This window comes from Robbsia andropogonis, from assembly GCF_000970345.1.
GTDB classification, from domain to species: domain Bacteria; phylum Pseudomonadota; class Gammaproteobacteria; order Burkholderiales; family Burkholderiaceae; genus Robbsia; species Robbsia andropogonis.
Genome location: NZ_LAQU01000009.1, coordinates 96517 through 108769 on the forward strand (window position 1 = coordinate 96517; position 12253 = coordinate 108769).

The 12253-nt window shown below is 61.4% G+C and carries 11 protein-coding genes; 5 read left to right on the forward strand and 6 right to left on the reverse strand.

Annotated features, from left to right (window positions below; translation table 11 throughout):
• Positions 1-301 precede the first annotated feature (301 nt).
• Positions 302-1501 carry an amino acid aminotransferase gene (locus tag WM40_RS11005; RefSeq protein ID WP_024902230.1) on the forward strand — a complete coding sequence of 400 codons (1200 nt, stop codon included), beginning with the start codon at positions 302-304 and terminating at the stop codon, positions 1499-1501.
• Between the two features lie 218 nt (positions 1502-1719).
• Here WM40_RS11005 and WM40_RS11010 read toward each other — a convergent pair whose 3' ends face one another.
• Positions 1720-2526, reverse strand: a complete 807-nt coding sequence (locus tag WM40_RS11010) for a 3-hydroxybutyrate dehydrogenase (RefSeq protein WP_036007907.1) — start codon at positions 2524-2526, stop codon at positions 1720-1722.
• Positions 2527-2966: 440 nt separating this feature from the next.
• Here WM40_RS11010 and WM40_RS11015 point away from each other — a divergent pair, with 440 nt between their 5' ends.
• Both WM40_RS11015 and WM40_RS11020 read left to right on the forward strand, forming a co-directional pair.
• The gene (locus WM40_RS11015; protein ID WP_024902228.1) at positions 2967-3422 is read left to right on the forward strand and encodes a universal stress protein; all 456 of its coding nucleotides are present in this window, start codon (positions 2967-2969) and stop codon (positions 3420-3422) included.
• Positions 3423-3628: 206 nt separating this feature from the next.
• Positions 3629-4498 carry a 23S rRNA (adenine(2030)-N(6))-methyltransferase RlmJ gene (locus WM40_RS11020; RefSeq protein WP_046152876.1) on the forward strand — a complete coding sequence of 290 codons (870 nt, stop codon included), beginning with the start codon at positions 3629-3631 and terminating at the stop codon, positions 4496-4498.
• On the opposite strand, the gene cueR is transcribed toward WM40_RS11020, so the two are convergent.
• Positions 4486-4968, reverse strand: a complete 483-nt coding sequence (gene cueR / locus WM40_RS11025) for a Cu(I)-responsive transcriptional regulator (protein WP_024902226.1) — start codon at positions 4966-4968, stop codon at positions 4486-4488. The two genes, WM40_RS11020 and cueR, sit on opposite strands and share 13 nt — an antisense overlap.
• Positions 4969-5121: 153 nt before the next feature.
• Here cueR and WM40_RS11030 point away from each other — a divergent pair, with 153 nt between their 5' ends.
• Positions 5122-5337, forward strand: a complete 216-nt coding sequence (locus WM40_RS11030; RefSeq protein WP_024902225.1) for a heavy-metal-associated domain-containing protein — start codon at positions 5122-5124, stop codon at positions 5335-5337.
• Here WM40_RS11030 and WM40_RS11035 read toward each other — a convergent pair.
• From WM40_RS11035 to WM40_RS11050, 4 genes are all read right to left on the reverse strand, one after another.
• On the reverse strand, positions 5298-6164 hold the full coding sequence (locus tag WM40_RS11035; protein ID WP_236693470.1) for a 5'-methylthioadenosine/adenosylhomocysteine nucleosidase: 867 nt from the start codon (positions 6162-6164) through the stop codon (positions 5298-5300). The genes WM40_RS11030 and WM40_RS11035 overlap by 40 nt on opposite strands.
• A gap of 69 nt (positions 6165-6233) precedes the next feature.
• Positions 6234-7316 carry an L-histidine N(alpha)-methyltransferase gene (locus WM40_RS11040; RefSeq protein ID WP_096335523.1) on the reverse strand — a complete coding sequence of 361 codons (1083 nt, stop codon included), beginning with the start codon at positions 7314-7316 and terminating at the stop codon, positions 6234-6236.
• A gap of 32 nt (positions 7317-7348) precedes the next feature.
• Entirely contained in the window at positions 7349-9178 is a 1830-nt protein-coding gene (locus WM40_RS31355; RefSeq protein ID WP_052738281.1) for an SUMF1/EgtB/PvdO family nonheme iron enzyme, read from the reverse strand.
• Between the two features lie 319 nt (positions 9179-9497).
• Positions 9498-10358 (reverse strand): fumarylacetoacetate hydrolase family protein, encoded by an 861-nt coding sequence (locus tag WM40_RS11050; RefSeq protein WP_046152908.1) that lies wholly within the window; start codon positions 10356-10358, stop codon positions 9498-9500.
• Between the two features lie 534 nt (positions 10359-10892).
• Here WM40_RS11050 and WM40_RS27870 point away from each other — a divergent pair.
• On the forward strand, positions 10893-12230 hold the full coding sequence (locus WM40_RS27870; RefSeq protein WP_052738282.1) for a helix-turn-helix transcriptional regulator: 1338 nt from the start codon (positions 10893-10895) through the stop codon (positions 12228-12230).
• Positions 12231-12253 lie beyond the last annotated feature (23 nt).

The following is a 12253-nucleotide window of genomic DNA, read 5'->3' on the forward strand; positions in this document are numbered from 1 at the left end:
TGGCTTAAGATATCGGGTCCGGACGACCTGACTATCGCCCAGTAAACATCCTATTTTAGACCTTCCTGAGCACGAGGGTCCCAAGGCGTTGGATTTGTCGCGATTATCCTCAATCCTGGATTGCATTACAAAAAGCTTTCGAAACCGGTAATTCACTTGTTTTATGCGTGTCGCGTTGTGGAACTCTGCTATTCGCGCCCTTTATCACTGCGCTCATTCGCTGATATCGCTCCGATAGCCTGTCCCACCCATGCGCAAACCTGAGATTTCTTTCCTTTCGTCCGATTCACGAGACCCTGCCATGACGTTGTTTTCCGCTGTCGAACTCGCGCCCCGCGACCCCATTCTTGGCCTGAACGAAGCGTTTGCCTCGGACGCGCGCGCGACCAAGGCGAATCTGGGTATCGGCGTCTATACCAACGACGACGGCAAGGTACCGTTGCTGCGCGCCGTCGCCGAGGCGGAAAAAGCGCGTCTGGAAGCCGCGCCGGCACGTAGCTACCTGCCGATCGAGGGCCTTGCGGCTTACGACCAGGCAGTGCAAACCTTGTTGTTCGGCGCGGATTCACCGCTGATCGGCGCCAACCGTGTAATCACGGCCCAGGCACTCGGTGGTACTGGCGCGCTGAAAATCGGCGCGGACTTCCTGAAGCGCCTGAATCCCGATGCCAAGGTGGCCATCAGCGATCCGAGCTGGGAAAACCACCGGGCGCTGTTCGAGGGGGCAGGTTTCGATGTGGTCAACTATCCGTACTACGACGCGCAAACGCGCGGCGTGGCATTCGACAAGCTGATCGAAGCATTCACATCCTACCCAGCCGGCACGATCGTCGTGCTGCACGCCTGCTGTCACAACCCAACCGGCGCCGACCTGACGCCGGACCAGTGGAAGCAAATCGTCGACGTGGTCGCGGCGCGTGGTCTGGTGCCGTTCCTGGACATGGCCTATCAAGGATTTGGCGACGGCATCGACGCCGATGCCGTCTCGGTTCGACTGTTTGCCGATGCCGGCCTCTCCGCCTTTATTTCCAGCTCGTTCTCGAAATCATTCTCGCTGTACGGTGAACGCGTGGGCGCATTGTCCATCGTCACGCAAAACGCCGACGAAACAAAACGCGTGTTATCGCAATTGAAGCGCGTGATCCGTACCAACTATTCGAACCCACCGACGCACGGCAGCGCGATCGTCGCGGCGGTCCTGAGCAATACGGCGCTGCGCGCAAAGTGGGAAGAGGAGCTGGGCGACATGCGCGAGCGCATTCGCACGATGCGCACCTCGCTGGTAGCCAAACTGAAGGCTTCCGGCACATCACGCGATTTCTCCTTCATCGCGGCGCAACGCGGCATGTTCTCATACTCGGGCCTGACCAGTGCGCAAGTCGATCAGTTGCGCGAGGAATTCGGCATCTACGCGGTGTCTACCGGACGTATCTGTGTGGCTGCGCTGAACACGCGTAACATCGACGCCGTCGCGAATGCGATCGCGAAGGTCGTATCGTAAGCCATTTTTTGTCTTGCACCGTAGGGATGCGCTTCGCCCCTCCGGTTATCAAGATGCGATTCGCAGTACGAAGTGCCCGGAAGAGACGCTGACGTCCGGTGCAAGACGTGCAGGTGCGGGACAAAGACGGTGACCGTGGCCGATCCATGCACGACGCACCGACTAAAAGATATCTCTAGAGACGGCGGCGCGTGGTGCCGCGAATCTTTTTTCCGGCCTTATTGCATATACCAGCCGTGGCTGACCATGATCGATTGGCCGGTCAGCGCCGCGCTAGGGAAAGTGCAAAGGAACAGCACCGTCTGCGCCACATCCTCCAACGTAGTGAACGTCGCGTCGACGGTCCCCGCCAACATCACATCCCGTACCACCGCCTCTTCGGAAATACCTAGGGCTTTTGCCTGCTCGGGAATCTGCTTTTCCACCAGAGGCGTCCGCACGAACCCAGGGCAGACCACATGTGACCGTACGCCGTGCTTCGCGCCCTCTTTTGCAAGCGTGCGCGCCAACCCCAGCAGCCCGTGCTTTGCCGTGACATACGGCGCCTTCAATGGCGATGCCAGATGCGAATGCGCTGATCCCATATAAATCACCGTTCCCCCCCGGTTCGCCCGATACATTTGGCGCAACGCGGCGCGGGTCGTCAGGAAAGCCCCATCCAGATGGATTGCAAGCACCTTTTTCCAATCCGCATAGGGCAAGGTGTCGAGCCCATCGACGATCTGGATGCCAGCGTTTGAAACGAGGATATCCACCGCCCCGAACGCTGCCGCAAGCTCATCAAAACCTCGATCTACCGCTTCTTCATCGGACACGTCCATCGCGATCCCCACCGCCTTGCCCCCGCGCTCACAGATTTGCGCGGCAGCCTCGGTCGCTTTTGTCAGATCAAGGTCGGCGACGGCGACCATCGCGCCGGCGCGCGACAACCCTTCCGCAATAGCCCGCCCAATGCCACTGGCCGCACCGGTCACCACGGCGACCTTGCCGGCCAGCGCGCCATTCCCGCTTTCCCGTTCGGGCATGGGCTGCGGCGCGAGCGTCAGATCACCATCCTGCGCAGCCACTATCTCGGCATTACCAGCGGGTTCGCCCGGCGTGCCAGGGGTCCGGTGCGGCGTCTCGGCATGCGCCGGCGGTCGGTGCACATCGGCATGCGGTCGCGCGGCCCGGACGGTGTCAGCCCTGCCCATCAATACATCATCGAGCGGATCAGCCGGTCCTTCCTCCACCCCACGGCGTTCGTCGAATTCCTTGGTCATTGTCCCCTCCGAATGGCTGTCGCCGTTCCAGTGTGCGGGGATTTACAGGATTTGGCAATCGCTTAGGAAGGTCTCATTGACCTGTGACTATACAACGCGAATCAGGGCTTTCCTAACCCGAATACATGACGATGGTGCACACATCCGCCGAACGTGTGGCTGTACAATGAAACCGCACGATGACCACTGAAGGGAGGCTCACCATGTACAAGAAAATCATGGCCGCGATCGACGGCAGCGACACTTCGAAGCGGGCATTCGATGAAGCGATGCGCTTTGCAAGAAGCCAGGATGCGTTGTTGCATGTCGTCTACGTGGTGGACAGCCCTGCGATGCTTTACGGCGTGGGATTCTACGATCCCGCGGAACTGAAGAAAGCATTTGTCGAGGAAGGTGCGCTTCTGGCAAGGGAAGCGGAGGAGTCTATGCAGGCGGCCGGTGTGCGGGGCGACACCGCGATCGTCGATGCCCAAGGCGCCAATGGCGACGTGGTACATGCACTGGCGCAGGAAGCCGACCGCTGGGGCGCCGACCTCGTCGTTCTCGGGACACATGGCCGACGCGGCATGCAGCGCGCCTTGCTGGGCAGCGTCGCGGAGGAGTTCATGCGGGTGACGCCGGTGCCAGTACTGTTGGTACGCTACGCCGCCGACGAGTGATGCATGCGGCCGTGGCCGTGACGCGGCGAAAATAGCCAGAACGGCCGGGTTCGGATAGTATCGCTTCCCTGTTTTACACGATGCGATGGGAAGCCGGGGCGTTGCCGAGGTCCGGTCTCGCCGTCGTCGCATTGTGCAACACGGTGCGGCGACGGTATCCCTGTCCCTACCGTCACGTCGGCCATCTCCTTCTTCCCGCTTGCATCATGTTCAGTTATCGCCACGGTTTTCATGCCGGCAATCACGCCGATGTCCTGAAGCACGCCATGCTGGTCGCCCTGCTGCGCTATATGGCGCGCAAGGACAAGGCGTATTGGTATGTCGATACGCATGCGGGCGCGGGCGCCTATGCATTGACCGAGGGGTTCGCGGCGAAACGCGAGGAATTCAACAACGGCATCGGCCGCCTGTGGACCGGTCAGAATTCCGGGGCTTCGGCCCTGACACCGCCGCCCACCCTGATCGTCGATTACCTTGACCAGGTTGCCGCGATGAATACCGACGGGCAGTTGCGATTCTACCCAGGGTCCCCGTATCTCGCTTGGCAGTTACTGCGCGAGCAGGATCGGATGCGGCTTTTCGAACTGCATCCGAGTGAAATCGATATCCTTGCAGACAATTTCTCCCGTGCGGACAAGCGGGCGGTGATAACCAAGGCAGACGGATTCGACGCTCTACGCAGTGTGATGCCACCCGTATCACGCCGGGCGCTGACCTTGATCGATCCGTCGTATGAAGACAAATCCGATTACGCACGCACCCTGGCCACTGTCTCCGATGCCATGAAGCGCTTCGCCACCGGCGTTTATGCGATCTGGTATCCGATCGTTTCGCGACCGGAGTCCGTTGCATTCCCCAAGCAGTTGCACACCCTTGGCGCAGGTGCGTGGCTGCACGCCACGTTGCGCGTCGCCCGGCCATCCAGCGACGGCTTTGGCCTGCACGGCAGCGGCATGTTCATCGTCAACCCCCCCTACCTGCTGGAAGGACTATTGCAGGAAGCACTGCCCTGGCTGTGCGATACGCTGGCAGGCGACGATGGCGCGGCGTGGTCACTCGAAGCTTATATTCCCTGACGAGAAACCGACATCGAGGGCCCCGGCGCAACATCCGGACGCGCTGCGAATGCGGTCTCGTTGGACGAGGCCGCGCAACACGGGGTAGTGGCCAACGTATCGAGAATGGCGCAATCCGGCCGATCGTCGCCCTGACAGGCATCGGCCATGTTCGCCAACGCGGCACGCATCTCGCTCAAATCGGCAATCCGCTGGTCCAACGCCCGCACATGATCGAGCGCGATAGCCTTGACGTCCGCACTATTGCGCGACCGATCCTGCCATAACATCAGCAAGCGCCGGATGTCATCAATCTTGAATCCCAGGTCTCGCGATTGCCGGACAAACCGCAGGACATGCAGATCGCGCTCGCCATAACAGCGATACCCAGCTGAACTCCGCGCCGATTCCGGCAACAATCCGATGTCCTCGTAGTACCGGATCATCTTCGCGCTCACGCCCGACGCCTTCGCCACCACACCGATATTCATTCATGTCCTCCGTATCAACTTTTTCATGAGGCTAGGGTTATCATGAACACCCAACGCATGCATGACGCATGCGGGCACCAGGCATGGTGGTCCGCCGTGCCTCCCCCGCCACGCCGATCCTGCATGAATCGCGCCCCAACCAAGAGAGGTAGCATGCCCCAGTTTCAAGTGAACGACATGACCTGCCAACATTGCGTCAAGGCCGTCACGCAAGCAGTCCAGGACGTGGACCCGAATGCGCACGTGCAGGTTGACCTAGGCAGCGGACGGGTCAAGGTGCAAAGCGATCGTTCGGCCGAAACCTTGCGGGCTGCAATCGATGACGCCGGTTATCCGGCGGCGACGTTGCAGGACGCCGCCGGGTCGTGAGCGCTCGACACTTGCGCAAATAGCGTATCCAGGACGCCATCGGCATACACGGCGGCCACCTCACGCAAAAAAACCGGAAAATCGATCGCGGCTCCGTCATCCGCGCTGTCCGATATCGATCGCATCGCGGCAAACGGTACGTCATGCTCATGACACACCTGCGCGACGGCGGCGCTTTCCATATCCACGGCCAGCAACCCGGGTATCGCCTCACTTAGCAGTATGCGCTCATTTAAGCCCGACACAAATCGGTCGCCACTGCCGATCAGTCCGCAATGTACCCGTGGTTGCGCCTCGCCCGGGCGCCCCCGGCGCGAGGCAAGATAGGTCTGGGCTGCACGGCGCAGCGCGGCAGACCAATGCGCGTCGGCCGCATGACGGGACACCCCCGACAGCGGTACCTCGAAACGCGGAAACAATGGCGACGCGTCCATATCGTGCTGGACGAAGCCTTCGCCAATCACGATGTCGCCAACCCGCACCGCATCACCGATCCCGCCCGCCACCCCGACGAAAACGATCGCGCGCACGCCGAACCGGTGAATCAGGACACTCGCGGTTGTCGCCGCGGCGACCTTGCCAATACGTGACAGCACGGCGACACAATCGACGCCCGCGACGTAACCCCGGTGAAAATCCCGACCGCCAAGCGTAACGCCATAGGAAGACAACCGGGCAAGCAAGCCGGCAATCTCCTCCGGTAAGGCGCCGATAACGCCGATCGGACCGGCATCGCGAGACACGGGCGCATGGTGCGACTGCGCCTCTGCCGCCAACGTCGATGTCATATCAGAAAGCGAGGATGAAGGCGCAAGGGAAGCAGGCATCGGTGAGGTGTTCTCATAACGGCCCAGCGCCGTGCCGCACACGCCTGGAACGGTGCGATGTGACAGCAGCTAGTGCACTGCCATCAGCGTCTCGGCAAAGGGCCATGTGTCGTCGGTCCATTGATCGACGACATGATACCGGGCATCGGTCCCCAGGCGCACGACTTCCTCCGGCAGGTATTTGTGACTGCTTTCCGTCCAGATCGTCTCTCCCGTCACGAAGCCCGCCTGCAGCCCCGCCACCGGGATATTGACGTGTTGTCCCTGCTTGGCGCGCAGATGCATCTCGACACTGCGTGCCTGCGGATTGAAACGGGCAACATGCTCGAATGCGGACAGCAAGAAATCGCCTTGCAGTTCCCGATTGATCCGCCCAAGCACGTTCAGGTTGAAGGCAGCAGTAACGCCTGTCGCGTCGTCATAAGCATTCAGCAGGGTATCGATCGGCTTCAGCAGATCCGCGCCAAGCAGCAGGGCGTCTCCCGCGCACATGGCGCTGCGCAGCGCCATCATGAAGCGCTGCGCGGCAAGTCTCGGGAAATTGCCGATCGTGCTACCCAGGAACAGCACCAACATCGGCGCTCCCCGCAAGTCGCGCGACCCTAGCGCCGCGACATCCCCGCGTGGCGGCTGCAGCCCCACCGCGCCCTGCCTTGCCGGCACCGCCTCGTCCGTGTCGGCGTGCATCCGTTCGCGGCCGACGTGTGCGAGACCATCGAGATAATCCCCCTCGAAGGGCTGGATCGTCACGCCGGGCAAATCCGACAAAGCCTGCGCACATTGCGCCAGCGCCGCGCCCGACACATCGATCGGGCAGTAATGAACCGGTCCTTCACGCGTCAACGCCTGAAGCAGGGCGCGCGTCTTTCGTCCAGAGCCGCTGCCCAGCTCCACGACGCGCAGCGCCTTCGTGCGCGGCGTGGTCGAACGTACCTGCGCTGCAATACGCGCGGCATGCCGCACCAGCACACGCTCTTCGGCGCGCGTCACGCCATACTCCGGCAACAGTGTGATGGCATCGAACAGCGCCGAGCCCAGCGCATCGTATAGATACGTGGGCGGCAGCGATTTTTGCCCTTCCTGCCCCAACCCGTCTCGCACGGCCCGCGCAAACATCGCCCGCTCATGCACATCGCTTGAAGTCATTGCCATGCAGTCTCTCCTTGTCCTTTTAAGGCGTGCGGTCATCGCACGCAGCGAAAACCGGCATATACATACGGGTAATGCGCCTGAAACCAATTGCGAAACGATGGCCGCAGCATGCGGGCCGCCGTGCGCGGGGAGCCGCCTTTCAACACAAAATGCTTGTCGTCAAAAAAGTCGGCTGAATAACCCCGATAGAATGGAAATGCAGTGAATCCTGGAAACGGCGCAAACGGGTCCGCGATCCATTCCCATCCATTGCCAAACTGTCCTTCCACACCAAAGCGACTGCGATTCAACGGCGCTGCGTCGACGGGCTCCGGGTCCCATCGCCGGAAATCGGCGTTGCCGGTAAAGCCGGACGTGGGCTTCGACGCCCACTCGGCCGGACCCGCTGGCGACAACCGGTCGCGCACCTTGTCGCCCTCCTCCCCGGGCGGCCGGCTTTCCATGTCCGGCAGTCCTGGGACGCCCTCGGCCGCACGAAGCCACTCCGCCTCGGTCGGCAAACGTTTTCCCGCAAAGCGCGCGTAAGCGGCCGCTTCCGCTCGGCTCACATACACTGGCCAATCCAGTGGTAGCGCGCAGGAAGCAAACATGCCACGCCACCGCCACCCGTCCGCCGCGTGCGCATCCGCCTCCCAGAATGCCGGGTGGACAATGCCGGCCGTTTGCCGCCATGCCCAATCCTCGTCGCGCCACCATGACCGTTCGTAATAGCCGCCGGCCTCGACGAATCGCAGGAAAGCGCCGTTCGTCACCATCCACCGGTCGATTTCGAACGACGGCACCGGTACCTGGGCGGCTGCCGGGTCCACCCATTCGTTGTCCCAGCCGAAACGTGGCGTCCGTGATGGGTCGTCGTGTTCATCGTCACGGCGCGTGACTGCCGCCTCCACGTCCGGTGACGCGTGGTTGGATGTCGAATGGCGATCCGTGTCCACTTCAGGCGACCGATGCGGTGAGCGGCTTGCAAAGCGCCCAGGGAGCCCCACCGTCACCGTGCCAGACGGTATCACGCACATCGGCGCATCCGGATCAGCCGCGCGGGGACGCGCCCGGCCTGAGGCAACGACCATCGGTGCCGCATCCGGCGGCATGCGCTTGCGTTCGTAAGGCATCTGATGAATCAGATAGGCCAGGGTCTCGGCGTGCATCTGCCGGTGTTCCAATGCCACCAGGCACAATGTTCCAACGGAGACGATGCCATCACCGGCGTCAGAGTGGATATTGCCGCCGCCGGAGATCGGGCTTTCCGCACGCATCAATGGCACCCCCGCGGGCATCGTGGACGCAGACAGTCGATTTCCAGGGCTGTCCGCGGGAACCTGCTGGATAGGACTGGAAAAATCGACATGCGCGATGGCGGTTTCTATACGGTCCCGAACCATGTCGCGATAGCGGCGAATCTCATCGAGCGCCGGCCAATCCTCCGGAACATCCGTGGGCAAGCCGCCTCCCACGGGATCGATCCCAAACGCGAACAAGTGGTCGAACACCGGGTGGAACGACGGCTGACGGAGCACACGGGACGCCAACAAATTCCAGTCGAACGCTTCCAGGTGCCCGATATAAAACAAGAGGCGGTGCCGTTCCAGGACCGGACGGCTGGTCAGGAAATCTGGATGGACAGCGGCGAACAGACGGTCGGTCTCGGCGCAAGCATCCCGATATTGCATCAGGAAGGACGAAGCATCACCGATGGCTGCGCGCCACGCGGTTGACCGTGCCGCGGCCTGCGCCGGCGAATGGATACTGCCGTCGACGCGAGGCGGGTGTATCCGATCTTTGTGGGTAGATGACCGGGTGAAACCGGCGGCGCGCGGCGCGACTGCCGTGCCGTGGCTGGCGCCGTTCAACTTGTCTGGCATGGGGGCAAGCTCCTCGGAAACGGGCGATACATCCAGGCCGTCAGCAACCCGGACGCATCCGCGACCCCGCCGCGCGCCCTAGTCGGACGGCCGAACCGCACGACATGGCAACCGAATCGCACATTTCTGTGACGTCGGGCCGGGTGACAGCATCGACTCAAGCCCATCCTGTCGGCCACACCCGGTCCGCAACCGGTCACCTCGGAAGGGAAAGCGGCGTGGTACGGAAAAAAAAGCAACAAGCAGGCATCATGCCCGTACGTCAATCTGATCGACTCCGCCGCGCGGCATCCCGTCGTGCGCGGTGGGGACAACGCCCTCAATCAAGCAGGCGTTCATCCCATGCGTAGACGTGTTGACGCTGTTCCCCGAGGCCATCGATACCTAAGTGCATCTCGTCTCCCGGCCGCAAATAGATGGGTGGCTTGCATCCCATGCCGACACCTGGCGGTGTTCCCGTGGAAATGAGATCACCCGGGTGCAGCGTCGTGAATTGGCTGATGTAGTGAACCAGGTACGCCACGTCGAAAATCATCGCCTTGGTATTTCCAATCTGGCGGCGCACGCCGTTGACGTTCAGCCAAAGCGTCAGCGCTTGCGGATCGCGCACCTCATCCGCGGTGACCAGCCACGGACCCACCGGACCGAATGTGTCGCAACCCTTGCCCTTATCCCAGGTTCCGCCACGCTCCATTTGAAAGGCTCGCTCGGAGACATCATTGACGAGCGTATAGCCGGCCACGTGAGACAGGGCGTTTTCGACGGATACATGGCGCGCCTTGGTACCAATGACGATGCCCAACTCCACCTCCCAATCCGCCTTGACGGCCCCGCGAGGAAGCACCACGGGATCGTTGGGGCCCGACAGGCTGCTCGACCATTTGGTAAACAGGATCGGTTCCGTCGGGACGGGCACGCCTGATTCCGCCGCATGGTCAACGTAATTCAAACCCACGCAAAGGAATTTGCCCATCCCGATAAACGGTACGCCCAGCCGCTCGGGCTCAGGCACGGGCGGCAGCGTATCCGGATCGATTCCCGCCAGCCGCTGCAAACCCTGCGGCGATAGCATCTCCGGCCCAATGTCGGTGATCACGGACGACAAATCACGCACGATGCCGTCCGCACCCAGCATCGCCGGACGTTCTTGCCCCTTCGCGCCATAACGCAACAATTTCAACGTATTTCTCCTTGTCATCGTCCTGGGTGACCCGTAGGCACCCTATCTCATTATTACCTGTCTCATGGTCCGCGCAATGTCAGCCAATCCGCCATGTCGCGCACCGCACGCACCGTGAAAAAGTCAAGGTCGCCACCCTGCGTGGCAAACCGTTAGCCTCATGAGATTAATCGAAAAATCTTATAAGGCTTAAGCATCGCACCTATTACTAAATACTTATACCGCCCATCACTATCCGTTGCACCTAGTCGATCCTGTTCCACCGCCTATCTCTTTCGGAGAGGACGCGCGGAATCCCCGAATTTGCAATGATGGGCCTGACTTCCACTGCCTTTCGCAATGCGGGTCGGACGCAGCTAAAACAGCACGGCCGAACGCAATGCTGAAGGGTCGCACCGAATACTGCGCCGCGCGCCAGTCCTGACTCAGGTCATGCACGTGTCGGCGCTTTAAAACGGCCCCACAGTTCCGAGGACGTTTCGAACGCACACGACGTTGCGCTTGATCGCAGTCCATCGAAATACAGGTGATGCAATGAAATTTCTCGTAGTCAGCCACAATGCGCAGGAACGAGAGGAGATGAAAACCCTTCTTCGGCAACTCGACCGACGTGCACAGATGAGTGATGTCCGTGACTGGCTGCAGGCACGGCGTGCGCTATCTCACGAAGCGCGCGATCTTCTGCTCTGTGATTTGGGTAGTACAGCAAACCAAACCGAGGCACTGCGTCTCATCGCCGAACATAAGGGTACATTGGTGCTCGCCGGTACGTGCAGGGAACTTCCCGCACAACTGATCCGTGACCTGATGTGCGCAGGCGTAAAAGCCGTCATGCCGCATTCGATGGGCATCCGCGCGATGGTGCGTGCGCTTGAACTGGTATTACTCGGGACCCATTACGTGCCGCCTAGTGCAATCAGCTTGCACAGTCCGGAGGCGACATCGCCGGAAATTTCGGAGCGACGCCTGCCATACCGTCGACGTGGTCTTGGGGACGCGCCTTTGCTGTCACCGCGCCAGCAACAGATCATGCGCCTTGTCCATATGGGAAGTACCAACAAGGGCATCGCACGTGCGCTAGGCATCAGCGAAGGCACGGTAAAGATTCATTTAGCTACCGTATTCAAGACTTTGGGAGCAAGCAATCGCGCTGCCGCCGTCGCCATTTATAACGGCTGGATGTTCGAGCAAATCGATTCGGTAGCGGCGACGCCTGGACAGCCGCTGCGCCTGCCCCAGTCGCAGGACGTAGCGGCGGTGTTACGACTTGGACGGCCCAGCGTGGAAAACCTGACCGGTGAAGGGGATGCGGAAGCGTCGACGGCATCGATTGAACGAGGAACATCTGCGCCCCGGGCGCCGCTGTCACCGTTTCCGGAAACGCCATCGATCACGCCGCCCGATCGGCGCCCTTATGTCCTTCGTCCGGAGGCATGCCCGCATTCAACCCCCGATCAGGTGCCCGACACGCTCCAGAACCGGCGCGTCGATGCGCATCCTGATGCGGTGCCGGACCAGCGCCCTGACATGCATGGGGATGAACCTCCTGCCCCACCCAGCACGCCCGCCAGCCCCTTTCCGGGTCCGAAGGCGTTGTCGCCGCCGCGTGGCACCCCGCTTCCACAGCATGATCAAAACGGCACGGCATCATCGTCGCCCACCGAACCAATCCGCTCTCCTCGCGCCGAACGTGCCATTCCGCGCTGGCCGTCGTCGCCGCGCTTTCCCAACCCTGACAAACGCTTCAATGAATCGCAACGACACAACACCCCCGAGACACCACTGCCCCCGATGTCCACCGTACCGTTCCCGGAAGACGGCGATGCCGAACGCGATCTGACCACGCACAACAATATCCACTCGACATGGTAAGGCGCATCCGCCATATAGCCGCG